The 23,408-nt window shown below is 63.6% G+C and carries 21 protein-coding genes; 11 read left to right on the top strand and 10 right to left on the bottom strand.

What is annotated here, in order from left to right; genetic code table 11:
- Positions 1-4: 4 nt before the first annotated feature.
- The 8 genes from pimC (at position 5) to RCO31_RS05025 (ending at position 8,874) form a co-directional block, all read left to right on the top strand.
- Positions 5-1,198, top strand: coding sequence for a pimeloyl-CoA dehydrogenase large subunit (gene pimC / locus RCO31_RS05060; protein ID WP_308967150.1), 1,194 nt, complete (start codon positions 5-7; stop codon positions 1,196-1,198).
- A 217-nt stretch (positions 1,199-1,415) separates the two neighbouring features.
- On the top strand, positions 1,416-2,564 hold the full coding sequence (pimD, locus tag RCO31_RS05055) for a pimeloyl-CoA dehydrogenase small subunit (protein WP_308967149.1): 1,149 nt from the start codon (positions 1,416-1,418) through the stop codon (positions 2,562-2,564).
- A gap of 158 nt (positions 2,565-2,722) precedes the next feature.
- Positions 2,723-3,493, top strand: a complete 771-nt coding sequence (locus tag RCO31_RS05050; RefSeq protein WP_308967148.1) for an SDR family oxidoreductase — start codon at positions 2,723-2,725, stop codon at positions 3,491-3,493.
- Between the two features lie 85 nt (positions 3,494-3,578).
- The gene (locus RCO31_RS05045) at positions 3,579-4,127 is read left to right on the top strand and encodes a DUF924 family protein (RefSeq protein WP_308967147.1); all 549 of its coding nucleotides are present in this window, start codon (positions 3,579-3,581) and stop codon (positions 4,125-4,127) included.
- Positions 4,128-4,186: 59 nt separating this feature from the next.
- Entirely contained in the window at positions 4,187-5,161 is a 975-nt protein-coding gene (locus RCO31_RS05040; RefSeq protein ID WP_308967146.1) for a tripartite tricarboxylate transporter substrate-binding protein, read from the top strand.
- Entirely contained in the window at positions 5,158-5,646 is a 489-nt protein-coding gene (locus tag RCO31_RS05035) for a tripartite tricarboxylate transporter TctB family protein (RefSeq protein WP_308967145.1), read from the top strand. Before RCO31_RS05040 ends, RCO31_RS05035 begins: the two co-directional genes overlap by 4 nt.
- A gap of 214 nt (positions 5,647-5,860) precedes the next feature.
- Positions 5,861-7,360 (top strand): tripartite tricarboxylate transporter permease, encoded by a 1,500-nt coding sequence (locus RCO31_RS05030; protein WP_308967144.1) that lies wholly within the window; start codon positions 5,861-5,863, stop codon positions 7,358-7,360.
- Between the two features lie 158 nt (positions 7,361-7,518).
- A complete protein-coding gene (locus RCO31_RS05025; protein ID WP_308967143.1) occupies positions 7,519-8,874 on the top strand; it encodes a flippase in 1,356 nt (451 codons plus the stop codon).
- A gap of 68 nt (positions 8,875-8,942) precedes the next feature.
- Here RCO31_RS05025 and RCO31_RS05020 read toward each other — a convergent pair whose 3' ends face one another.
- The 3 genes from RCO31_RS05020 to RCO31_RS05010 form a co-directional block, all read right to left on the bottom strand.
- Positions 8,943-9,731: a 3-hydroxybutyrate dehydrogenase gene (locus RCO31_RS05020; protein ID WP_308967142.1), complete on the bottom strand. Its 789-nt coding sequence runs from the start codon at positions 9,729-9,731 to the stop codon at positions 8,943-8,945.
- Positions 9,724-10,908: a patatin-like phospholipase family protein gene (locus RCO31_RS05015; RefSeq protein WP_308967141.1), complete on the bottom strand. Its 1,185-nt coding sequence runs from the start codon at positions 10,906-10,908 to the stop codon at positions 9,724-9,726. The genes RCO31_RS05020 and RCO31_RS05015 overlap by 8 nt, the downstream gene beginning before the upstream one ends.
- A gap of 106 nt (positions 10,909-11,014) precedes the next feature.
- Positions 11,015-11,527, bottom strand: a complete 513-nt coding sequence (locus RCO31_RS05010; RefSeq protein ID WP_308967140.1) for a CAP domain-containing protein — start codon at positions 11,525-11,527, stop codon at positions 11,015-11,017.
- Between the two features lie 48 nt (positions 11,528-11,575).
- Here RCO31_RS05010 and RCO31_RS05005 point away from each other — a divergent pair, with 48 nt between their 5' ends.
- The 3 genes from RCO31_RS05005 to RCO31_RS04995 are packed head-to-tail and all read left to right on the top strand — an operon-like array spanning position 11,576 to position 16,533.
- A complete protein-coding gene (locus RCO31_RS05005; RefSeq protein ID WP_308967139.1) occupies positions 11,576-12,319 on the top strand; it encodes a TetR/AcrR family transcriptional regulator in 744 nt (247 codons plus the stop codon).
- Positions 12,316-13,407, top strand: coding sequence for an efflux RND transporter periplasmic adaptor subunit (locus tag RCO31_RS05000; RefSeq protein ID WP_308967138.1), 1,092 nt, complete (start codon positions 12,316-12,318; stop codon positions 13,405-13,407). Before RCO31_RS05005 ends, RCO31_RS05000 begins: the two co-directional genes overlap by 4 nt.
- A 12-nt stretch (positions 13,408-13,419) precedes the next feature.
- Positions 13,420-16,533, top strand: coding sequence for an efflux RND transporter permease subunit (locus tag RCO31_RS04995; protein ID WP_308967137.1), 3,114 nt, complete (start codon positions 13,420-13,422; stop codon positions 16,531-16,533).
- On the opposite strand, the gene RCO31_RS04990 is transcribed toward RCO31_RS04995, so the two are convergent.
- The 7 genes from RCO31_RS04990 to RCO31_RS04960 all read right to left on the bottom strand — a co-directional run bounded on the left by RCO31_RS04990 (position 16,530) and on the right by RCO31_RS04960 (position 23,403).
- Positions 16,530-17,579, bottom strand: coding sequence for a sulfate ABC transporter ATP-binding protein (locus RCO31_RS04990; RefSeq protein WP_308967136.1), 1,050 nt, complete (start codon positions 17,577-17,579; stop codon positions 16,530-16,532). The genes RCO31_RS04995 and RCO31_RS04990 overlap by 4 nt on opposite strands.
- Positions 17,569-18,444 (bottom strand): sulfate ABC transporter permease subunit CysW, encoded by an 876-nt coding sequence (cysW, locus tag RCO31_RS04985; RefSeq protein ID WP_374991423.1) that lies wholly within the window; start codon positions 18,442-18,444, stop codon positions 17,569-17,571. Before cysW ends, RCO31_RS04990 begins: the two co-directional genes overlap by 11 nt.
- A gap of 1 nt (position 18,445) precedes the next feature.
- On the bottom strand, positions 18,446-19,306 hold the full coding sequence (cysT, locus tag RCO31_RS04980; protein WP_308967134.1) for a sulfate ABC transporter permease subunit CysT: 861 nt from the start codon (positions 19,304-19,306) through the stop codon (positions 18,446-18,448).
- 82 nt (positions 19,307-19,388) lie between these two features.
- A complete protein-coding gene (locus RCO31_RS04975; RefSeq protein ID WP_308967133.1) occupies positions 19,389-20,393 on the bottom strand; it encodes a sulfate ABC transporter substrate-binding protein in 1,005 nt (334 codons plus the stop codon).
- A 109-nt stretch (positions 20,394-20,502) separates the two neighbouring features.
- Positions 20,503-21,234 carry a phosphoadenylyl-sulfate reductase gene (locus RCO31_RS04970; RefSeq protein WP_308967132.1) on the bottom strand — a complete coding sequence of 244 codons (732 nt, stop codon included), beginning with the start codon at positions 21,232-21,234 and terminating at the stop codon, positions 20,503-20,505.
- On the bottom strand, positions 21,231-21,761 hold the full coding sequence (locus RCO31_RS04965) for a DUF934 domain-containing protein (RefSeq protein ID WP_308967131.1): 531 nt from the start codon (positions 21,759-21,761) through the stop codon (positions 21,231-21,233). Before RCO31_RS04965 ends, RCO31_RS04970 begins: the two co-directional genes overlap by 4 nt.
- On the bottom strand, positions 21,748-23,403 hold the full coding sequence (locus RCO31_RS04960; RefSeq protein WP_308967130.1) for a nitrite/sulfite reductase: 1,656 nt from the start codon (positions 23,401-23,403) through the stop codon (positions 21,748-21,750). Before RCO31_RS04960 ends, RCO31_RS04965 begins: the two co-directional genes overlap by 14 nt.
- Positions 23,404-23,408: the final 5 nt, after the last annotated feature.

Here is a 23,408-nt window from a genome sequence, read left to right as displayed (position 1 = left end):
GATCATGGATCTGAGCTACAGCAAGGAAGAAGTGGCGTTTCGCCAGGAAGTGCGGGACTTCTTCAAGACGGCTGTCCCGGCCGAGACCAGGAAGAAGCTTCAGGAAGGCCGCCACCTCAGCAAGGAGGACATGGTCACCTGGCAGCGTATCCTCAACAAAAAGGGCTGGGCCGTTCCGCACTGGCCGAAGGAGTGGGGTGGCACCGGCTGGGACGCGGTGAAGCTCTATATCTTCAATGAGGAGCTGCAGCTTGCGCCGGCACCGCAGCCGCTCGCCTTCGGCGTCAACATGCTGGGGCCGGTGCTGTTCAACGTGGCGAACGAGGAGCAGAAGAAATACTACCTGCCGCGCATCGCCAATCTCGACGACTGGTGGTGTCAGGGCTTCTCCGAGCCCGGCGCGGGCTCCGACCTTGCGTCGCTGAAGACCAAGGCCGAGCGCAAGGGCGACGTCTATGTCGTCAACGGCCAGAAGACCTGGACGACGCTTGCTCAGCACGCCGACTGGATCTTCTGCCTGGTCCGCACCGATCCCAATGCGAAGAACCGCCAGTCGGGCATCTCCTTCCTGCTGGTGGACATGAAGTCCCGCGGCATCACTGTTCGCCCGATCATCACCATCGACGGTGGGCATGAGGTCAACGAGGTGTTCTTCGACAATGTCGAGGTCCCCGTCGCCAACCTCGTCGGCGAGGAGAACAAGGGCTGGGATTACGGCAAATTCCTGCTCGGCAACGAACGTACCGGCATCGCCCGCATCGGCGCCTCGAAGGAGCGGTTGCGCCGCATCCGTCAGCTCGCCGCGCAGGTGCAGAGCGGCGGCAAGCCGATCATCGAGGATCAGCGCTTCCTCGAAAAGCTGACTGCCGTCGAGATCGAGCTGAAGGCGCTCGAGATGAACCAGATGCGGGTCGTCGCCGGCGAGAAGCATCGTGAAAAGGGCAAGCCGGATCCTGCGTCGTCCATTCTGAAGATCAAGGGCTCCGAGCTGCAGCAGGCGACCACCGAGTTGATGATGGACGTGATCGGCCCGTTTGCAGCACCTGCCAACACCGGCGAAAGCGACGGCTCGAACGAGCTGGACGACTGGACCACGATGATCGCGCCCGGGTATTTCAACTACCGCAAGGTGTCGATCTACGGCGGCTCGAACGAGATCCAGCGCAACATCATCGCCAAGGCGGTGCTGGGGCTGTGAGTCCAAGGCGGCTCGCATGCTGCCACTACCACCGCTGTCATGGCCGGGCCTGACCCGGCCATCCCGCTCAGGGAGGCACCGCCCGCCTAAGCAGGATCACCATGGGCGATCGAAGCGACGCCGTTCTTCGAACGGCTATCGGTCAAGCCCGGTGATGACAAGACATAGAACGCATCATCCGGGTCGATGACCTTGTCTGAGAGTCCAAGGAGTCAAAATGGATTTCGATTTGTCCGAGGAGCAGCGGCTTCTCAAGGATAGCGTGGAAGGCCTGCTGAACGACGGTTACGACTTCGAGCAGCGCAAGAAGAACATCGCTGCAAAAAAGGGCTGGAGCGACGACGCCTGGAAGAAGTTCGCCGAGCAGGGCCTGCTCGGCCTGCCGTTCGCGGAGGCCGATGGCGGTTTCGGCGCCGGCGCAATCGAGACCATGATCGTCATGGAAGCGATGGGCAAGGCGCTGGTCGTCGAGCCGTATCTCGCAACGGTCGTGATCGGCGGCGGCTTCCTGCGGCATGGCGGCTCGGATGCGCAGCGCCAGGCGCATATTCCCTCGATCATCGACGGATCGAAGACGCTTGCCTTTGCCCAGCTCGAGAAGAACTCGCGGTACGATCTCGGCGACGTGGCGACCGCCGCCAAGAAGAAGGGTTCGGGCTACGTCATCAGCGGCGAGAAGTTCGTGGTTGCGAACGGCGAGACCGCGGACACATTCGTCGTCACTGCGCGTACCAAGGGCGGTCAGCGTGATCGCGCGGGCGTCGGCGTGTTTCTTGTGCCCGCAGACGCCAAGGGCGTGCGCGCGAAAGGTTATCCGACCCAGGATGGTCTGCGCGCCGCCAATGTCACCTTCGAACAGGTCGAGGTCGGCGCTGACGCGGCTCTCGGCGATCCGGAGAACGGCTTGCCGCTGGTTGAACGCGTGGTCGACGAGGCGCGGATCGCGCTGTGCTCGGAAGCGGTCGGCGCGATGGACGAGTCGCTGAAGACGACGATCGAGTATCTGAAGACGCGCCAGCAGTTCGGCCAGAACATCGGCAAGTTCCAGGCGCTGCAGCATCGTGGCTCGGACATGTTCGTCGCGCTCGAGCAGGCGCGCGGCATCACCATGTACGGCACCATGGCGGTGTCCTACGACAACGCCGAAGAGCGCGCGACCGCGATCGCCGCCACCAAGGTGCAGGTCGGCCGTTCGCTGAAGTATATCGGCCAGCAGTCGATCCAGCTGCACGGCGGCGTCGGCATGACCATGGAGTATAAGATCGGACACTACTTCAAGCGGCTGACCATGATCGAGTCGACCTTCGGCGACGCCGACTACCACCTGAGACGGATCGCAGCCCAAGGCGGGTTGTTCAAGAACTGAAGTTCGACGAGTCTGTAGCCCGGATGAAGCGCAGCGAGATCCGGGACAGCCTCGCAATTGGTCTGCTGCTGACCCCGGATTCGCTTCGCTTCATCCGGGCTACGGTCTTTCGCGCCGCCCGTGCCCGGTGAGCGCTCAAGAGGAAGAAGAAAAACAAAATGAAATCGCCGTTCGATCTGACGGGAAAGGTCGCTGTCGTCACCGGTTCGAGCCGCGGCATCGGCCGTGCCTCGGCTGAGCTGCTTGCCCAGCTCGGTGCGAAGGTGGTTGTCTCGAGCCGCAAGGCCGAGGCCTGCGAGGCGGTGGTCAAGGGCATTCGCGAGCAGGGCGGCGACGCCCATGTGATCCCCTGCAACATCGGTCGCAAGGAGGAAGTCGAGCGACTGGTGAAGGACGCCAACGCGCATTACGGCAAGATCGACATCCTCGTCTGCAATGCGGCCGTGAACCCGCATTACGGCCCGATGACGACGCTGACCGACGAGGCCTTTGACAAGATCATGGGCTCGAACGTCAAGAGCAACATCTGGCTCTGCAATCTGGTGATGCCGGACATGGCGACGCGCGGCGGCGGATCGGTGATCATCATTTCGTCGATCGGCGGCATGCGCGGCTCGACCACTATTGGTATGTACGGGGTGTCGAAGGCGGCGGATTTTGCCCTCGCGCGCACGCTTGCTGGCGAGTGGGGACCGAAGAACGTGCGCATCAATTGCATCGCGCCCGGCCTGGTAAAGACCGATTTCGCCCGCGCGCTGTGGGAGGACAAGGAACTGCTCGACCGTCGCAACGCCACCTCGCCGCTACGGCGGATCGGCGAGCCGCACGAGATCGCCGGTGCCGTGGCATTTCTTGGCTCCGATGCATCGACTTTCATGACGGGCCAGACGGTCGTCATCGATGGCGGCGTGACCACCGCGGCTGTGTGAGCGGGCGGCGCTTCGTGGTACCCTTCACTTGAAGGGCCCCTCATGTTTCCTCAAAGGAGGGTGGAGCGCGCGGGAGGCAGAAGCAATGAGCACCGACATTTCGCCTGAAGATGTGCTTTCGTTCTGGCGCAATGCCGGCGAGAAACGCTGGTGGGAGAAGGACGAGGCGTTCGACGCCGAGATCCGCGCAAAGTTCCTTGATCTCTGGACCGAGGCCGCCGCCGGCAAGTTCGCGCATTGGCAGGAGAGCGATGAAGGTGCGCTGGCACTTGCGATCGTGCTCGACCAGTTTCCGCGCAACATGTTCCGTGACGATCCGCGCACTTATGCGACCGACCTGCTTGCGCAGGACGTCGCTCGGCGTGCAGTCGAGCGCGGCGTAGATACGCGCCTGCCGGCCGATCTGCGCAATTTCCTCTATATGCCGTTCATGCATTCGGAGGAACTGGCCGACCACGAGCGTTGCGTCGCCCTGTTCGAAGCGCTGGGTCAGACCGAAAACGCGAAATGGGCGGTGCACCACGCGGACATTGTCCGCCGGTTCGGCCGCTTCCCTCATCGCAACCGCCTGCTGGGGCGGACGACGACGGCAGAAGAGCAGGCGTTTCTGGACTCGGGCGGCTTTTCCGGTTAGCGACATTCCGTCGCGGGCGGCCTAAAGATCCTGTCCTGCGCTGCAGTGGGAGGACAGACATGACAATCCGCAACGCTTTTCTTGGTGTGACCGGACTTGCGCTTCTGGGGGCGCTGGTGGCTACACCCGCGCTGTCGCAACAGCCGCTTGAATTGAAGATCATGGCGCCGGCCAACCCTGGCGGCGGCTGGGACCAGACCGCACGCGCGATGCAGCAGGCGCTGGTCACCGCAGGTATCGCCAAGAGCGCACAGGTCACGAATGTCGGCGGCGCTGGAGGCGCGGTCGGCATCGCCCAGTTCGTCAACACGGCGAAGGGCGACGGCAACCAGTTGATGGTGAACGGCTTCGTCATGGTCGGTGCGCTGGCGATGAACAAGTCACCGGTCACCCTCGAGCAGGTGACGCCGATCGCCCGCCTGACCGAAGAAATTCAGGTCGTCGTCGTGCCGGCCAGCTCGCCGATCAAGAATGCGAAGGATCTGGCCGCCGCGCTGAAGGCCGACATCGCCAAGGCGACCTTTGCAGGCGGCTCGGCCGGCGGCATTGACCACATCATGGCCGCGTTGCTCGCGGACGCCGCCGGCGCGGACCCGAAGAAGGTGAATTACGTGCCGTTCTCCGGCGGCGGCGAGTCGCTCGCCGCGATCCTCGGCGGCAAGGTGACGGCCGGCATCTCCGGCTACAGCGAATACGAGGGCCAGATTAAGGCCGGCAAGCTTCGCGCGATCGGCATCAGCGCGCCGGAGCGCCGGCCGGGCATCGACGTTCCAACCTTCAAGGAGCAGGGCGTCGACCTGGTGCTGACCAACTGGCGTTCGGTCGTCGCTGCGCCAGGTATCACGGCTGAACAGAAGAAGGTGCTGGGCGACGCCGTCGAGCGCATGGTCAAGTCGCCGGCGTGGCAGGACATCCTGAAGCAAAAGGGATGGGATGATGCCTATCTGGGCGGCGACGCCTTCGCCGATTTCCTGAAGAAGGAAACCGTTCGCGTCACCGACGTGCTGAAATCCATCGGCCTCGTGAAGTCGTGACCGCGACGGATCGCTCGGGCGAGGGTAAGCGCGGCATCGACCGCGCCGGCGTCGTCATCGCGCTGGCACTGGCAGCTGTTGCCGCGGTGCTGGTCGTCGATGCGCTGCGCATTCAGGCGAACGTCGTCTATGGCCTCGGTCCGGAGGCGATGCCCATCGTCGTCGCCATCGGTCTCGGCCTCCTCGCAGTCGGCAATTTCGTCAATGCGCTGCGCGGCGGCGACGCTGTACCGGAGGCGATGGATTTCCGCCCGGTGATGCTGATACTCGCCGGTCTTGCGATGATGATCGCTATCATCGGCCTTGGCGGCGGCTTCATTCCGGCGATGACGGTACTGTTCGCCGCCACGGCGACCGCGTTCGGCCGCCGTTCGGTCATAACCGATCTCGTCATCGGCTTTGTCATCGGTACCGTGATCTATCTCGCCTTCAGCAAGCTTCTGACGCTGAGCCTGCCGGCGGGCCCGCTCGAGCAATTGTTCTAACGATGAGTTTCGGTTCGAAAGCCGACACCACGACACTCGGCGTCATCCATAGCCGTTCGAAGAACGGCGTCGCTTCGCTCGCCTATGCCAACGCAGGGATCCATATTCCAGAGCGACAGCGATTGAGCTTCGGACGCTCTGGAATATGGGTCCTCGCTTTCGCGAGGACTACACTAGAGTTTATCACTCACTAGCGTCTGCCGGAGGCATCGCGATGGATACGTTTGCCGCGTTGGCCAATGGCATGGCCGTGGCCTTGCAGCCGATGAACCTGCTGTTCGCGCTGATCGGCGTGTTCCTCGGCACTGCGGTCGGCGTGCTGCCCGGGATCGGGCCGGCGCTGACCGTCGCGCTGCTGTTGCCTGTCACCTACAAGCTCGATCCCGGCGGCTCGCTGATCATGTTCGCGGGCATCTACTATGGCGGCATGTATGGCGGATCGACCACCGCGATCCTGATCAACGCGCCGGGCGAAAGCGCGTCGATGGCTACGGCGCTCGAGGGCAACAAGATGGCCAAGGCCGGGCGTGGCGGGCCGGCGCTCGCCACCGCCGCGATCGGTTCGTTCGTGGCCGGCACGCTGGCGACCATAGGTCTTGCCTTCGTCGCGCCGTGGCTGGTCGACCTCGCAGTCATGTTCGGGCCGGAGGATTATTTCGCGCTGATGTGCGTGGCGTTCGTGACCGTTTCGGCGACGTTCGGCAATTCTCCCGTGCGGGGACTGACCAGTCTCTTCATCGGCCTCACGCTCGGCCTCGTCGGTATCGACAAGCTGACCGGGCAGCCGCGCCTTGCGTTCGGCGTGCCCGAGCTGCTCGATGGCGTCGAGGTGACGACGCTTGCGGTGGGCCTGTTTGCGATCGGCGAGGCGTTGTACGTCGCCTCGCGCAGGCACCAGGTCGAGGAGAAGATCGAGGCGGTGCGCGGTTCGCTCTGGATGACGAAAGAGGACTGGAAGCGCTCGTGGAAGGCGTGGCTGCGCGGCTTCGGCTTCGGCTTTCCGATCGGCGCGCTACCGGCGGGTGGTGCGGAGATTCCGACCTTCCTGTCCTATTCCACCGAGAAACGTCTGACGAAACATCCGGAAGACTTCGGTAAAGGGGCGATCGAAGGCGTGGCAGGCCCCGAAGCCGCCAACAATGCGTCCGCCGCCGGCACGCTGGTGCCGCTGTTGACGCTCGGGCTGCCGACATCGGCGACCGCAGCGATGATGCTCGCGGGTTTCCAGCAGTACGGCTTGAATCCGGGGCCGCTGTTGTTCGCCGAGAAGCCCGATCTGGTGTGGGGCCTGATCGCGAGCCTCTTCATCGCCAACCTGATGCTGCTCGTTCTCAATCTGCCGCTGGTCGGACTGTGGGTGAGACTTCTGACCATCCCGCAGGCGTGGCTCTACGCAGGCATTCTGGTGTTCGCGACCATGGGGACGATTGCAGTCAAGCCGTCCGTCGTCGAGTTGACGATGCTCGCCTGCTTCGGCGTGCTCGGCTTCCTGATGCGGCGCTATGATTTTCCCATCGCACCTGTCGTCGTCGGGTTGATCCTCGGGCCGATGGCGGAAAGCCAGTTGCGGCGCGCGCTCTCGATTAGCCTCGGCGATCCGATGATCCTGCTGCAAAGCCCGATTTCGGCGACCCTGCTCGCCATCGCCCTCATCGCGCTTGTGGCCCCCTTCATCTTGAAAAACATGAGCCGCTTCGGCGCGAAGGAAGATTGACGCCGTCAACGGCCATTCCTCGGCGTCGTCCCGGCTCTGCGCTTTGCTTGGCCGGGACGACAGAGGACTGATTTCGGGCCTCGCTCACCCAACCAAGCGTTAACAGATCGTTGCTAGCCTTCTCTTCGGGCCGGATGCGCGGGGAATTTGTGGTGGCAATGGACGGTCAAGAGGCAGGGCCGGTCGGCTTGCGTGCGCGGTTGCGTGCAGCGCTCGGCGATTCCAGCGACGCGTCCCTGACCAAACGTCTTGCGGGAATGATCTTCGTCATCCGTGTGGCCAGCGCGGGCCTCGCCTATGTCTCGCACGTCCTGCTCGCGCGCTGGATGGGAAGCGCAGATTACGGCGTCTACGTCTATGCCTGGACCTGGGTGCTCCTACTCGGCAGCATGATGGATTTCGGCATCTCTGTCTCCGCGCAGAAAGTCATTCCTGAATATCGCGGCAAGAACCAGCTCAACCTGCTGCGCGGTTTTCTGTATGGCAGCCGCAACCTGACTTTCGCCGTTTCGCTGGCCACTTCCTGCGTGCTGGCTGGACTGGTGTATCTGCTGTCACCGTGGATCGAGCCGAACACGGTCGTTCCGCTCTATATCGGCTGCACGATCCTCCCCGCCCTGGTGCTCGCCAACGTGCAGGACGGCATCGCCCGTTCCCACGACTGGATGCGCCTCGCGCTGACGCCGCAATCCATTTTCCGCCAGGCGCTGATCATCGGTTTCGTCGTCGGCGCGTTCGCACTCGGCGCAAACGTCGGCGCCGGCGAGGCGATGGCGTTCAGCGCCATCGCCGTCTGGGTCGCCACGCTCGGCCAGATGATCTTTCTCGACCGGTCGCTGAAGGGCGTCGTCGCACCCGGGCCGCGCCACTACGACTATCGCGGCTGGCTGGCGATTTCGCTGCCGATTCTGATGGTCGAGGGTTTCTACCTGCTGCTGAGTCACGTCGACATCCTGGTGCTGCAGGCCTTTCGGTCGTCGGACGAGGTCGGCATCTACCATGCGGTCGTGAAGACGCTGGCACTGGTGTCGTTCATCCACTACGCGATGTCGGCGACCACCGCGCATCGCTTCGCCGAATATCATGCAGCCGGTGACCGCGCGCGGCTGTCGGCCTATCTGCAGCACTCCATCAGATGGACGTTCTGGCCATCGGTCGCAGCGACCTGCCTGCTGCTTGCGTTCGGCAAGCCGCTGCTGTGGCTCTTCGGCCCGCAGTTCACGTCGGGATATGCGCCGATGTTCGTCGCCGCCGTCGGCCTGATTGCGCGCTCCGCCGTCGGACCGGTCGAGCGGCTTTTGAACATGCTGGGACACCAGAAGGCCTGCGCGCTCGCCTATGCGCTTGCGTTCGTCTTGAACCTGATCCTGTGCGTGGCCCTGGTGCCGAGCTACGGCATCTACGGCGCGGCCGCTGCGACCTCGATCTCACTGGTGGTCGAATCGGCGCTGCTGTTCTGGATCACCCGCGCGCGCTTGGGCCTCCACGTGCTGCCGTTTGGAAGCGGCCTGTAGCCCGGGCGAGCGAAGCGACCCGGGGGCTAGACTCCGGGCAGACTAAACGCCTCCGCTATTGCGGCTCATTACGCGGCCGTCCAGCCGCCATCCATCGACAGGTTGGCGCCGGTGATCTGGCTCGCATCGTCGCTGCACAGATACAGGGCCAGCGCCGCGACCTGATCGGAGGTCACAAATTCCTTGGTCGGCTGCGCCTGCAGCAGCACGTCGTTGATCACCTCCTCCTTGGTCATGTTGCGAGCCTTCATGGTGTCCGGAATCTGTTTTTCCACCAGCGGCGTCCAGACGTAGCCTGGCGAAATGCAGTTGCAGGTGATCTTGTAGGTCGCGACTTCCAGCGCCACCGTTTTTGTCAGGCCAGCGATGCCGTGCTTGGCCGCGACATAGGCTGCCTTGAAGGGGGAAGCGACCAGCGAGTGCGCTGACGCGGTATTGATGATGCGGCCCCACTTGCGCTTCTTCATGCCCGGGATCGCGGCGCGGATGCCGTGAAACGCCGACGACAGGTTGATGGCGATAATCGCATCCCACTTCTCGATCGGGAAATCCTCGACCGGCGAAACGAACTGGATGCCGGCGTTGTTGACGAGGACGTCGACCGAGCCGAACGTCTTCTCCCCGAGCGCGATCATCTCGGCGATCTCGGCAGGCTTGGTCATATCGGCCGGTGAATAGACGGCCTTGACCTTGAACTCGCTTTCGATTGCAGCGCGCTCCTTTTCGATCGCAGCTGCGTCGCCGAAGCCGTTGATGACGACGTTGGCGCCGGCGCCGGCCATCTTGCGCGCGATGGCAAGCCCGATGCCGCTGGTCGATCCGGTGACAACCGCGGTCCTGCCCTTGAGATCAGCCACTTGATGCTCCTTCTACGGTCTGTTTCGGATGTCGTTGACGGCCGTCGCCGGTCAGGTCGTAGGCGACCATGGTCTCGCCGGCCTGGGGTTGGGCGAAGCACTCGGGGTGCTGCATGGTCACGCGCACGTCCTCTTCACCGGCGCGCCAGTGTTCCAGCATGCCGATGCGGGAAAAGTCGTAGTCCTTCGAACCGGACTCGAAGATCTTGCTCTTGTAGATCAGGTGGACCACCGTGACGCTGTTCTCCTTCGCAGCCTCCGACAAGGTTGCGACCAGCGGATCGCTCTTCAGCTCCTCGGGCAGGCGGGTGATCAGCTCGCGCAACGCCTTGCGCGTGTTGTGCAGCTTTTTGTTGGCGTCGGTAATCAGCCGGGTGCGGCTGGAATAACGGATGTCCTTCTCGCGCTCGCTCGCTTCCAGGATCGAATCCGGCAACGGCCCGCGCGCTGAGAAGAGATCGACCTGGAAGATCAACAGGTCCTCGTTCTTCTCCTGATCCAGCACGTAATCGAGCGGCGTATTCGACACCAGCCCGCCGTCCCAGTAATGCTCGCCGTCAATTTCGACGGGTGGAAATCCCGGCGGTAGCGCGCCGGACGCCATGATGTGCTCGGGTCCTATCTTCTGCGTGGCGTTGTCGAAGTACGCGAAGTTGCCGGTGCGCACGTTCACGGCGCCGACGCTGAGGCGCACCTGCTTGGAGTTGATGAGATCAAAATCGACCAGGCGCTCCAGCGTCTCGCGCAACGGGGCGGTGTCGTAGTAGCTGATCGCCTGCGGCGTTCCGCGCGGCCACAGCGGTGCCGGTGGCACGCGCGGTGTGAAGAAGCCGGGGACGCCGAAGGTCGCAATGAAGGCCGCGCTGGCTTCGTTGAAGAGCGAGCGCGACTGCTCGCCGTTCAGGATCGGCCGCCACATCACCGGCGACGACACCAGCTCCCAGAATTCCTTCAGGCGCGCAACGCGTCGTTCTTTCGGATTGCCGGCTATGATCGCTGCGTTGATCGCGCCGATCGAGATTCCGGCGACCCATGCCGGATCGAAACCATGGGTGCAAAGCGCGTCATAGGCGCCGGCTTGATACGATCCCAGCGCGCCGCCGCCCTGCAGGACCAGCACGCGCCTGGCGTCGGCCGGACATGGCGCGGACAGCGAAGGCGCAACTGCATCGGTCATCGCATGCATACTCACGCGGCGTCACGCCGATGTCTACCGTACTGCGAGGCCACGCGGATCACGATCGCATGTGGATCCTATCCAGTGCGCCATTTCAGTAAATGCCTCAGCTCGGCCGGTCCGGCTCGGCGAGGATCAGCGCCCAGAACACTTTATATTTGCTCTCCGGCGAGTAGACGGCGGCGATTCCCATTCGGGTCACGCCGCTTTTCAGCATGTTGGCACGATGCGAGGGCGAGTCGCGCCAACCTGAGAAAGCTTCGGCCAGCGTGTGGTATCCGGCCGAGATGTTCTCGACCGCGATCGCTGCATCGAAGCCTGACGATTTCACTCGCTTGCCGAGTCCGCCGATCACGTCGTGGTCGAGTTTGTTTCGCCGCGCCATCGCCTCGGCCTGCGCGCGGGCCGCTTGCGTCAGCTGTGGGTCGATGGCGACGGCCGACAGGCCGTTATTCTGGCGATAGCCGGAAATCATCGATGCGGCGACATTGCTGTCGAGCTGCGCATTCGGATTGGCCATGCTGATGTAGAAGGCCGGCTGGCCGGCGGGCGGTTCACGGTCGCCCGCGCACCCCGCAAGCAGCAACAGGGCACACAGCCCGAATCCCGATCGCTTCATCGAACCCCCAAACCTTCGCGGCGCTTGTTGCATAGCGACCGTGGCCGAATGGTGAACAATGGCCGGCTCGGGGCGATTTTTGGCCATTTTAAATCAAAATTGACTTCTCGCGGCGATCATGAGAATGAACGATCATTCTCATTTAGCGCAGTGCACCATTTTATGCGAACGGCCAACCTCAAACACCAGATCGACCGGCGGTCGACGATTCTGGATGCGGCCGAGCAGTGCTTTTCCCGCGCCGGCTTCCACCAGACGTCGATGAACGACATCTGCCAGGCCGCCGGCATGAGTCCGGGCAATCTCTATCGTTACTTCCCGTCCAAGGAGGCGATCATCGCCGGCATCACCGAGCGTTTTCGCCTGCAGACTGCAGCGGATTTCGACGCGGTGGAGAACGCGCCCTCCTTCTACGAAGGGCTCGCCGCCATGGCACAGGTCTGCATGGTGGAGCGGGGTGGCTCGGAGCTCGATCTCTGCATGGAGATCATGGCGGAGTGCCGGCGTAACCCGGCGATCGCGAAGCTGTTTCGTGACCTTGAAGACGACGTGAAGGCGCGGCTGGTGAAGCTGCTGCGGAGTGCCGCCGAGCGCGGCGAAATTAATCCGAAGGCAGATTACGAGAGCGCCGCCACCATGCTGATGGTGATGGCCGATGGGCTATCGATGCGCCAGGTCGCGGATCCCGACTTCAAGGTGGAGCGCCTGCTGCCACTGGTTTTCAAGATGGTCGAAGACTTGCTCGGAAAGCCAGCCCTGCAGAATGAATTGAGCCGGAGGGTGAAGTCATGAAGGGGAGCCGGTACGCGGCGGTTGGCCTGGTGGCGGTCGCTGCGGCGTGGATTTTCTCAGGCCATCTCGGGCCGCACGGTCAAGGTGAAAGCGCGGCGGCCAATCGTCCGGCGGCGCAGCCGGCCGCACCGCTGTTTCGCGTTAGCGTGATCACCGCGGACGTCGCGCCACATGTGCGCCAGCTCTATCTCTCCGGCCGCACCGAGGCCGAGCACAAGGTGATGATCACTTCGCGCACCAGCGGACTTCTCGACAAGCTGAACGTCAAGCGCGGCCAGGCGGTGCAGGAAGGCGAAATCGTCGCGGTGCTTTCGGACGAGGCGCGCGAGGCACAGGTCGAGCAGGCGGCCGCCTTGATGAACCAGCGCAAAGCCGAGCTCGAGGCGCGCCGCAAGCTGATCGAGCAGGGCACCCTGCCGCGGCTCGATGGCGTCAATCTGGAATCGCAGTACCGCACGGCGGCTGCCGCATTGGCGGCGGCGGAGGCCGAGCGCGACCGCGGCGTCATTCGTGCGCCCTGGGCCGGGATCGTCACCGACGTGCCCGCAGTCGCCGGTCAGCCGATGTCACCGGGCAAGGAAATTGCCCAGCTCGTGTCGCTCGATCCGATGCTGGCGATTGTCGAGGTCTCCGAACGCAAGCTCGGCGGCGTCAAGGTTGGCGGCGACGCCAAGATCAAGCTGGTGGACGGACAGGTCGCGAAGGGCCGCGTGCGCCATGTCTCGAAATCCGCCAGCGCGATGACGCGGACCTATCGCGTGGAAGTGGCGATCAACAATGCGGACGGCGCGATCCCGGACGGCATCACCTGCGAGGTCAAGCTGTCGCTGGCGCCGGTCCAGGCCGTGCGTGTACCGCGTTCGTCGCTGACGTTCTCGGCCGCAGGTGAGCTCGGCGTGCGGATCGTCAACGCGCAGGACCTCGTTGAGTTCGTGCCGGTGCATGTGATGGCTGACGGCCAGACGCAGATGTGGGTGGACGGCGTCGCATCCGGCTCGCGGGTGATCGTGCAGGGGCAGGATTTCGTGCGCGAAGGTCAGCACGTCGCGCCGGTGCCGTACCAGGCGGCGTCCGCTTCGGCGGGTTAGGGGCACTCTGCCATGTCCGGAATGATCGACTACGCGATCTCGCATGCGCGGCTGACCATTGCTGCGCTCGTGTTCCTGCTGTTGGCCGGGTACGTATCGTATCAGACCATCGCCAAGGAAGCCGAGCCGGACGTCAAGATCCCGATCATCTACACCCAGCTTACCCAGCGTGGCATCAGTCCGGAAGACTCCGAACGGCTGCTGCTGCGGCCGATCGAGACCAAGCTGAAGTCGGTGCCGAACGTCAAGGAGATGCGTTCGACGGCTTACGAGGGCGGCGGCTACGTGCTGCTCGAGTTCGAGGCGGGCTTCAATTCCAACGCCGCGCTGGCCGACGTTCGCGCCAAGGTCGACGACGCCAAGCGCGACCTGCCGCGCGACGCCGACGAGCCGACGGTGTCGGAAGTCAACCTGTCGCTCTATCCGGTGCTTGTCGTTGCGCTCTCCGGCAACGTGCCCGAGCGGACGATGTTGCAGATCGCGCGCAATGCCAAGAACGCCATCGAACAGTCTCCGGGCGTCATCTCCGCCGAGCTGCGTGGTGCGCGCGACGAGGCGGTGGAGATCATCGCCGAGCCGTCGCTGTTGAAAAGCTACAACGTTTCGCTCGATCAGCTGATTACCGCTACCACCGCCTCCAACAGCCTGGTTGCCGCCGGAGCGCTCGAGGGCGCGACCGGCCGTTTCGCGGTCAAGGTTCCGGCGCTGATCGAGAAGCCCGAGGATGTGCTGAAGATCCCGGTGGTCGCTTCATCGGGCGCTTCGGTCACGCTCGGCGATGTTGCCGAGGTGCGGCCGACCTTCAAGGACGCGATCTCGATCACCCGCGTCAACGGCGTGCCTGCGATGACCATCGAGGTGTCCAAGCGATCGGGCGCAAACCTGATCGAGACCGTCGACGGCGTGAAGAAGGTGGTCGAGCGGTTGCAACAGACCTGGCCGAACGAGCTGAAGGTTTCGTTCACCCAGGACAAGTCGAAGCTGATCCGCCAGATGCTCGCAGACCTGCAGAACTCGGTCGCGACCGGCGTGCTGCTGGTCGTCGTCATCATCCTGTTTTCGCTCGGCTTCCGCTCGTCGCTGTTCATCGGCATCGCCATTCCCGCCTCGTTCCTCGCCGGTATCCTCGGGCTGCAGCTTGCGGGGCTGACGATCAACATCGTCGTTCTGTTCTCGCTGATCCTTGCCGTCGGCATGCTGGTGGACGACGCGATCATCGTCTCCGAGTTCGCCGAGCGGCGCATGGCCGAAGGCATGCCGCCGCGCGACGCCTATTCGCTCGCGGCGAAGCGCATGTCGGGACCGGTGATCGCAGCGACCGCCACACGCGTCGCCGCCTTCTCGCCGCTGTTGTTCTGGCCGGGCACGGTCGGCGAGTTCATGAAGTACCTGCCGATCACGTTGATTGCGACGCTTTCGGCTTCACTGGTCGTCGCCCTGTTCTTCACCCCGACGCTCGGCGCGCTGCTCGGTCGTGCCGCGCCGGTCCCGCACGACGAACGGGTGAAGGACACGGGCCCGTATATGCGACTGGTGCATCTGGCCGTCGCACATCCTGGCAAGACGCTGATGGCAGCGGCGGCGATGCTGGTCGTCGTGCAGACGGCCTACGGAAGGTTCGGCAACGGCGTCGAGTTTTTTCCGACCGTCGAGCCCGATTTCGGGCAGGCGTTGATCCACGCCCGTGGCAACATTTCGCTGGAGGAGAAGGATCAGATCGCGCGCCAGGTGGAGAAGCGGATCCTCGGCAACCCCGGGCTTGAGACGGTCTATACGCGGGTCGGCGAGCAGCCGCGCGGCTCCGGCGAGATCACCGAGGACACGATCGGCGTGATCCAGTTCGAGTTTGCCGACTGGCAGAATCGCGCGCCTGCGCATGCGATCATGGACGAAATCCGCAAGCTCACGTCGGACATTCCCGGCGTGCTTGTCGAGGTGACTGCGCCGCGCGCCGGCCCTCCGACCGGCAAGCCGATCCAGGTGCAGTTGTCGTCAGTCGATCCCGATAGACTGCCTGAGGCCGCGAAGAAAGTGACGGCCATCCTCGCAAAGATGCCGGCGGTCCAGGATCTCGACGACGGCCAGCCGCTGCCGGGCATCGACTGGAAGCTGCAGGTCGACAAGGCGGAAGCGGCCAAGTACGGCGCCAGCATCACCATCGTCGGCAATGCGGTGCAACTCGTGACCAACGGTACCAAGATTACCGAATACCGTCCCTCGGAGACCGACAAGGAGGTCGATATCCTGGTCCGCTTCCCGAGCGATCGTCGCAGCCTCGACCACATGGACGATCTGCGGGTGCAGACGACCGCGGGCAACGTGCCGATCGGCAATTTCGTCGAGCGCGTCCCGGCCGCCCGCATCGGCTATATCAACCGTGTCGGCGCCGCGCGCGTGATGGTGGTCTCCTCGAACGTCGCCGAAGGCGTGCAGTCGGCGATCGTGCAGCAGGAGATCACCGACGTCCTGAACAAGACCGACCTTGGCCCCGGCGTGACCTTCAAGCTGAAGGGTGAGGACGAAGAGCGCGCAAAGGCGTCATCGTTCCTTGTGAAGGCGTTTGGTACGGCGATGTTCCTGATCTTCGCGATTCTTTTGGCGCAGTTCAACAAGCTGACGTCGGTGGCGCTGGTCCTGAGCGCGGTCCTGCTCTCGACCATCGGCGTCCTGCTCGGCATGATGATCATGGGGCAGGCGTTCGGCGTGGTAATGGGTGGCATCGGCGTGATCGCCAACGCCGGTGTGATCGTCAACAACAACATCGTGCTGATCGACACCTACGACCGGCTGCGGAGCGAGGGTGTTGCGGCGCGCGAGGCGATCCTCGAGACCTGCCGCGAGCGAGCGCGCCCGGTCGTGCTGACCGCGGTCACGGCCATTCTCGGCGTTCTGCCGATCGCCTTCGGCGTGAACATCGACTTCCTGACCCGTGAGGTCCTGTTCGGTGCGCCGGCGACGCAGTGGTGGGTGAATCTCTCCACCGCGATCGTGTTCGGTCTCGGCTTTGCAACCGTGCTGACGCTGGTTGTGACGCCTGCGGCGCTGATGGCGATCGAGAACCTGGCGGTGCGGCGCCGCATGCTCGGCGCGCGCTTTCGCCAATGGCGGCAAGCGCGGACGGCCTAAGCGCCGCTGGCGAAAATCCGGTAGCGCTTCGGCTTCAGGCCGATCACCTCGCCGACCTTCAGCTCGCGGTCGCGCGGCGCGTCGATCTCGATCATCGTCTCGTTGCCATTGGTGCGCAGCGCGATGTCGGCGCGCTGGACCGGGCCGAACGCGCGCACGCGGCGCACGGCGCCTTCGAGGTCGCCATTGCCGGGTGGCTGCAGAATTACGTCGTGCCTGCGGATGAAAAGCTGCGAGGGGCCCGGGGTCGCGCCGTTCGGCGCAATGTCCAGCACCTTGTCGCCGAGCTGGACTCGGCCGGCCTCGATATTCACCGGCAGCACGATCGACTCGCCGATGAACGAGTGCACGAACGCCGTCTGCGGCCGGTCATAGACCTCTTCCGGCGTGCCGATCTGCTCGATCCTGCCCTTGTCCATCACCACGACGCGGTTGGCGACTTCGAGCGCCTCTTCCTGGTCGTGCGTGACGAAGATCGAGGTGACGTGAATTTCCTCGTGCAACGAGCGGAGCCATTGGCGCAGCTCCTTGCGAACCTTGGCGTCAAGTGCGCCGAACGGCTCGTCCAGCAGGAGAATGCGCGGCTCGATTGCGAGCGCGCGGGCGAGCGCGATGCGCTGACGCTGACCACCGGAGAGCTGGCTCGGATAGCGATTGGCGAGCCAGCCAAGCTGGACGAGGTCGAGCAGCTCCGTCACCCGCTTTTTGATGCCGGCTTCGTTCATCCGCACGGACCGCGGCTGCACGCGCAGGCCGAAGGCGACGTTTTCGAACACGTTCATATGGCGGAACAGCGCATAGTGCTGGAACACGAACCCCACATTGCGCTCGCCGGCGCCGCGGGCCAGCGCGTCCTCGCCGTCGAAGCTGATGGTGCCGGCGTCCGGCCACTCCAGCCCTGCGATGATACGCAACAGCGTCGTCTTGCCGGAACCGGACGGCCCCAGCAAAGCCAGCAATTCGCCGCTCTCCACCTTGAGGTCGACGTTGTCCAGCGCCGTAAAGTCGCCGAAGCGCTTGACGATATTCCTGACTTCAATGGTCACTGTGGTGCCTTTCCAGACGGCCTTCGAGGATGATCTTGATCACCAGCGTGATCAGCGCGAGCATTGCCAGAAGCGATGCGATCGCAAAAGCCGCCACGAACTGGTACTCATTATATAGGATTTCCACCAGCAACGGCATGGTGTTGGTTTCGCCGCGGATGTGCCCGGAGACCACCGAGACCGCGCCGAATTCGCCCATCGCCCGGGCGTTGCAGAGCAGGACGCCATACAAGAGACCCCACTTAACATTCGGCAGTGTCACCCGCCAGAACGTCTTGAGGCCAGAGGCGCCGAGCGACAGGGCAGCTTCTTCTTCCGACGTTCCCTGGTCCTGCATCAGCGGGATCATTTCCCGGGCAACGAACGGAAACGTGACGAATGTCGTCGCCAGGACGATGCCGGGAACGGCAAAGATGATCTGGATATCGTTGGCCAGCAGCCACGGGCCGAGCAACCCCTGCGCACCGAACAGGAGCACGAACACGAGACCGGAGATCACCGGGCTGACAGAGAAGGGCAGATCGATCAGCGTGTTCAGAAATGTCTTGCCGGGAAACTCGAACTTCGAGATCGCCCAGGCGGCGGCAATGCCGAACACCAGGTTGAGCAGCACGGAGATCGCCGCGACGATCAGCGTCAACCGGATCGCGGCCAGAGCCTCCTCACCGGCGAGCGCGGCGAGGTAGGCGCCGATGCCGCGTGAGAAGGCCGTTGTGAACACGACGATCAGCGGCAGCACGACGAATATCGTCAGGAAAGTCACCGCCAGCGCGATGATGATGTACCGGACGAGCGCCGGTTCGCTGCGCGAGCTTTCTTTCGCTTTCGTCAGATCGCGCAATGGCAGGGTCTCGCTCATCGTCATCTCAATGGGCGATGCCGCGGGTTTGCGACCAGCGCTGCAGACGATTGATGAGGAAGATGATCGCGAACGAGACCAGCAGCATGACGACGGCGATGGCGGTCGCGTCGGCATAGCGGAATTCCGACAGGCGGATGACGATCAGCAGCGGGGCGATTTCGGAAACGTTCGGCAGGTTGCCGGCGATGAAGATGACCGAACCGAATTCGCCGACCGCGCGAGCGAAGGCAAGCGCAAAACCTGTCAGCATGGCCGGGAGCAGTCCTGGCAGGATGACCTTCGAAACCGTGTGCCAGCGGCTGGCGCCGAGACTGGCGGCGGCTTCTTCGATCTCGGGATCGAGGTCGATCAGCACCGGCTGGACGGTGCGGATCACGAACGGAATGCCGATGAATACCATCGCCACGAAAATACCAAGCGGGGTGAATGCGACCTTGATGCCTGCGCCGGCGAGCGGCGCACCAAGCCAGCCGTTCTGCGCGAACAATGCCGTCAACGCCACGCCGGCGACCGCCGTAGGGAGCGCGAACGGAATGTCGACGATCGCGTCGAAGATGCGCCGACCCGGAAAGCGGTAACGAACCAGCGCCCAGACGATCACCATGCCCATGAAGAGGTTGACCACCGCGGCGGCGAGCGCCAGCCCGAACGAGAGTTTCAGCGCATTCAAGGTGCGGGTACTCGAGATGATCGACCAGAACTGGTTCGGCGACAGCTCCAGAGTCTTGATGAACAGTCCCGCCAACGGAATGATGACGATGATCGACAGCAGCGTCAGGGTCACGCCCATCGTCAGGCCGAAGCCCGGTAACGTCCTTCGCTGTGCCGCGGCGCTCACTTCGGCTCCTCTTGTAACAAGGAACATGCCCCGATCCTGGCGGATCGGAGCATGCTCCGGAATTCGTCGATCGCGCCCGTTAAATCTCGCGCGCTTTTTCGTAGATGTCTCAGTTCTTGTAGATCTGGTCGAACACACCGCCTTCGGCAAAATGGTCCTTCTGGGCCTTGGCCCAGCCGCCGAACAACTCGTCGATCGTGAACAGGTTCACCTTGGCGAAGGATGTCTCATATTTCTGGGCCACCGCGGCGTCGCGCGGTCGATAGGAGTTCCTTGCCGCGATTTCCTGGCCTTCGGGTGTGTACCAGTAACGCAAATACGCGTCAGCGATCTCGCGGGTGCCCTTCTTGTCCACGACCTTGTCGACGATGGTCACGGGCGGCTCGGCGAGGATGGACAGGGGCGGCACGACGATCTCGAACTTGTCTGCGCCGAATTCCTTCAGCGCCAGGAAAGCCTCATTCTCCCACGCCAGCAGCACGTCGCCGACGCCCCGCTCGACGAATGTCACGGTGGAGCCACGCGCGCCGGTGTCGAGCACCGGAACGTTCTTGTAGATGCTGGCGACGAATGCCTTCGCCTGATCCTGTGTCTGGCCCTTCTTCAGGGCATAACCCCAGGCGGCGAGATAATTCCAGCGTGCTCCGCCGGAGGTCTTCGGATTGGGCGTGATCACGCTCACGCCGGGCTTCGCAAGATCGTCCCAGTCCTTGATGGCTTTCGGATTACCCTTGCGCACCAGAAAGATGATCGTCGACGTGTAGGGCGATGAGTTCTGCGGCAACCGCGCCTGCCAATTCTTGTCGATCAGTCCTCGCGCGGCAATCGCGTCGATGTCATAGGCAAGCGCCAACGTCACGACGTCGGCCTGCAGGCCGTCCATCACCGCGCGCGCCTGCGCACCCGCGCCGCCATGCGACTGCTTGATCTCGACCTTCTTGCCCGTTTCCTTCTGGTAGGCGGTGGCGAATGCCTTGTTGAACTCGGCGTAGAGTTCGCGGGTTGGGTCGTACGACACGTTCAGCAGCGACGTAGTCTGGGCGCCGGCGGCGTTGAGGCCGAAAGCAAGCGCGGCAACTGTGAGCGCGATCGTCAAGCGCATCTCGATCTCCATTCATGCCGGCGAACAGGGTATCGCCGAAAGGCGCGCTAAAGTCGGGACCAGAAGCTCAACTGTCAATGAAATGCGTTTTTGTATTTCGGTGGCGGGCTGGTTCAGCCTGCTATGAAACCTTGTCGACATGGATGCCGCATTCCGTCTTGCCGCGATCGCGCCAGCGGCCCGCGCGCGGGTCCTCGCCGGGTTTCGTTCGCGTCGTGCACGGCATGCAGCCGATCGACGTGAACCCTTGGCCCAGCAAGGGATGCGGTGGCAGCTTCGCCGCGGCGTATAACGCCTTCAGGTCGTCGGCGGTTGCATTGGCGAGGGGATTGAATTTCAGTCGCGCGCCGTCCGCCTCGACCACGGCGAGCATGGCGCGATCGCCGCCCTGGAACCGCTTGCGGCCGTTCAGCCAGGCCGAAAAGGGCTCGAGCGCACGCGCCAGCGGCTCCACCTTCCGGATCCGGCAGCAGGCGTCGGCGTCGGAGAACCAGAGATCGTTGTCCGGATCGTTGCGGCGAAGCGTCGCGTCAAGCGGCTTGACCGTGCGCACGTCGCGCAGGCCCAGCAGCTCCGTGAGCTGGTCGCGATAGTCGAGCGTTTCCTGAAAGAGCCAGCCGGTATCCAGAAAGACGACAGGGATCGCCGGGTCGACGTCGGCCACGACCTTCAACAGCGCAGCGGACTCGGTGCCGAAGGACGACACCACCGCAAGCTTGTCGCAGCCGACAGTGCGCAGCGCGCTGCGCACGATCTCGGTCGGCGTGGCGTCGCTAAGCTCGTGATCCAGCGCAGCCGCGGTTGCTTCCACGGCGGGAAGAGCGGACCGCTGCGCCGAATCCAGGAACGTCATCGGCCCGCGCCCCTCAATGCAGGCGCGCGCGTGGCAAAGCCTTGCAGCCGCTGGCGAAACGCCGGCGAGCGGCCGTCGCCCGTCGGCTGATAGAAGACGCTGTAGCGCTGCGCCACCTCGCCGAAGACCTTGGCGTCGGCCTCTTTCTTCACTTCGAAGGTGTCGAAGCCGGCGCGCAGCATGAAGACGAACTGGTCGCGCAGGACCTGTCCTGTCGCCCGCAATTCGCCGCGATAGCCGAGCCGTTCGCGCAGGATACGAGCCTGGCTGTAAGCACGGCCGTCCTGAAACTTCGGGAAGACCAGCGCGACCAGCGCCAGCCGGTCGAGATACGGACCGAGTTCGTCAATATCGCGGTTGTTCGGCCAGATGACGCCGGTCTCGGCTTGCCGCGCGATGAGCTCGGATGCGTCGGCGAGAAAGCGTTCTGCAGGAACGAGCATCGCGCCGTTCGCAGGGATCGGCGCATCGTCGAGGATACGGACGTAGCGGTCGGCGACGATCTGGCCGCCCTTAACCAGTGGCATAGGCACGCTCCTTGAAGGGTTCGACGCCCAGGCGCTTGACGGTATCGATGAACAGTTCGTCGGGCCTGAGCCGCAGGTCGAGATAGGCTTCGACGATATCCTCGACGACATTTGCGACCTGAGCATAAGGGACAGCAGGGCCGATCAGCGTGCCGACCACCGCGCCTTCGTCAGCGCGGCCGCCGATCGTCACCTGGTAGAACTCCTCGCCGTTCTTTTCGACGCCGAGGATGCCGATATGGCCGACGTGATGGTGACCGCAGGCATTGATGCAGCCCGAGATGTTGATGTGCAGCCTGCCGATCAGGTTGGCGGTGTCATGATCGGCAAAGCGGCGGGTGATCTCCTGCGCCACCGGGATAGCGCGGGCGTTCGCCAGCGAGCAGTAGTCGAGGCCGGGGCAGGCGATGATGTCGGAGACCAGATTGACGTTGGGCGTGGCGACACCGATGGCATCGAGCCCGCGCCACAGCGCGGGCAGATCGCGTTTGGCGACGCTCGGAAAGCAGAGGTTCTGTTCGTGGCCGACGCGGATTTCGCCGAATGCATAGCGATCTGCCAGATCGGCGATCGCATCCATCTGCTCGGCGGTGGCGTCGCCGGGCGGACCGCCGACTGGCTTCAGCGACAGCGTAACGATGCCATAGCCGGGCACGCGATGGTGGCTGACTGAATTGCGGTACCAGGCCTTGAACGTCGGATCGGCAAGCGCCTGCTTCAGTTCGTCAGGGTTGTCGGTGAGCTTCTCGTAAGCTGGATATTTGAACCGAGAGCGGATGTCGGCGATCACCGCCTCGTCCAGCGCCAGCGCGCCGTCCTTGATCGAGAGCCATTCGTCTTCGACCTCGCGCGCGAACTTGTCGATGCCGAGCTCGTGCACCAAAATCTTGATGCGCGCCTTATAGATATTGTCGCGGCGGCCATACTGGTTGTACACGCGCAGGATTGCCTCGATGTAGGTGAGGATGTCCCGCCGTGCGACGAATGGTTTGATAGTCTTGCCGATGAATGGCGTGCGGCCGAGCCCGCCGCCGACCAGGACCTCGAAGCCCATTTCGCCCGCGCCATTGCGATGCAGGCGCAGCCCGATGTCGTGGATCTTCACGGCCGCCCGATCGTGATCGGACGCAGTGACCGCGATCTTGAACTTGCGTGGCAGGAACGAGAACTCCGGATGCAGCGTCGAGTATTGGCGCAGCAGCTCCGCCCAGATGCGCGGGTCGTCGACCTCGCCTGGCGCTACGCCCGCCCACTGGTCCGTGGTGACGTTGCGAATGCAGTTGCCGCTGGTCTGGATGCCGTGCACGCCCACAGAGGCGAGATCCGCCGTCGCATCGGGAAGATCGGACAGCTTGATCCAGTTGAACTGGATGTTCTGGCGCGTCGTGAAGTGCCCGTAGCCGCGATCGTATTTGCGTGCGACATGCGCCAGCATGCGCATCTGCGTCGACGACAGCGTGCCGTAGGGGATGGCGATCCGCAGCATGTAGGCGTGCAGCTGCAGATAGACGCCGTTCATCAGGCGCAGCGACTTGAATTCGTCCTCGGTCAGTTCACCGGATAGACGGCGTCGGACCTGATCGCGGAATTCATCGACCCGCTCCTTGAGGAGGGTGCTGTCGAATTCGTCATGAATATACATGGGAA

Origin of the sequence: Bradyrhizobium sp. LHD-71, from assembly GCF_031157255.1 — a bacterium.
Taxonomy (GTDB): Bacteria; Pseudomonadota; Alphaproteobacteria; order Rhizobiales; family Xanthobacteraceae; genus P52-10.
Note: the sequence above shows the minus strand (reverse complement) of the source record. Positions and strands in the feature narration are given on the sequence as shown.

Coding starts and splice junctions, on each gene's coding strand:
- RCO31_RS05040 (WP_308967146.1), top strand. CDS start 4,187: ATGACAATCCGCAACGCTTTTCTTGGTGTGACCGGACTTGCGCTTCTG.
- RCO31_RS05025 (WP_308967143.1), top strand. CDS start 7,519: ATGGACGGTCAAGAGGCAGGGCCGGTCGGCTTGCGTGCGCGGTTGCGT.
- cysT (WP_308967134.1), bottom strand. CDS start 19,306: ATGTTCCTTGTTACAAGAGGAGCCGAAGTGAGCGCCGCGGCACAGCGA.
- RCO31_RS05000 (WP_308967138.1), top strand. CDS start 12,316: ATGAAGGGGAGCCGGTACGCGGCGGTTGGCCTGGTGGCGGTCGCTGCG.
- RCO31_RS05015 (WP_308967141.1), bottom strand. CDS start 10,908: ATGACCGATGCAGTTGCGCCTTCGCTGTCCGCGCCATGTCCGGCCGAC.
- pimD (WP_308967149.1), top strand. CDS start 1,416: ATGGATTTCGATTTGTCCGAGGAGCAGCGGCTTCTCAAGGATAGCGTG.
- RCO31_RS04970 (WP_308967132.1), bottom strand. CDS start 21,234: ATGACGTTCCTGGATTCGGCGCAGCGGTCCGCTCTTCCCGCCGTGGAA.
- RCO31_RS04965 (WP_308967131.1), bottom strand. CDS start 21,761: ATGCCACTGGTTAAGGGCGGCCAGATCGTCGCCGACCGCTACGTCCGT.
- pimC (WP_308967150.1), top strand. CDS start 5: ATGGATCTGAGCTACAGCAAGGAAGAAGTGGCGTTTCGCCAGGAAGTG.
- RCO31_RS05050 (WP_308967148.1), top strand. CDS start 2,723: ATGAAATCGCCGTTCGATCTGACGGGAAAGGTCGCTGTCGTCACCGGT.
- RCO31_RS05045 (WP_308967147.1), top strand. CDS start 3,579: ATGAGCACCGACATTTCGCCTGAAGATGTGCTTTCGTTCTGGCGCAAT.
- RCO31_RS05010 (WP_308967140.1), bottom strand. CDS start 11,527: ATGAAGCGATCGGGATTCGGGCTGTGTGCCCTGTTGCTGCTTGCGGGG.
- RCO31_RS05005 (WP_308967139.1), top strand. CDS start 11,576: ATGGTGAACAATGGCCGGCTCGGGGCGATTTTTGGCCATTTTAAATCA.
- RCO31_RS05030 (WP_308967144.1), top strand. CDS start 5,861: ATGGATACGTTTGCCGCGTTGGCCAATGGCATGGCCGTGGCCTTGCAG.
- cysW (WP_374991423.1), bottom strand. CDS start 18,444: ATGACGATGAGCGAGACCCTGCCATTGCGCGATCTGACGAAAGCGAAA.
- RCO31_RS04975 (WP_308967133.1), bottom strand. CDS start 20,393: ATGGAGATCGAGATGCGCTTGACGATCGCGCTCACAGTTGCCGCGCTT.
- RCO31_RS04960 (WP_308967130.1), bottom strand. CDS start 23,403: ATGTATATTCATGACGAATTCGACAGCACCCTCCTCAAGGAGCGGGTC.
- RCO31_RS04995 (WP_308967137.1), top strand. CDS start 13,420: ATGTCCGGAATGATCGACTACGCGATCTCGCATGCGCGGCTGACCATT.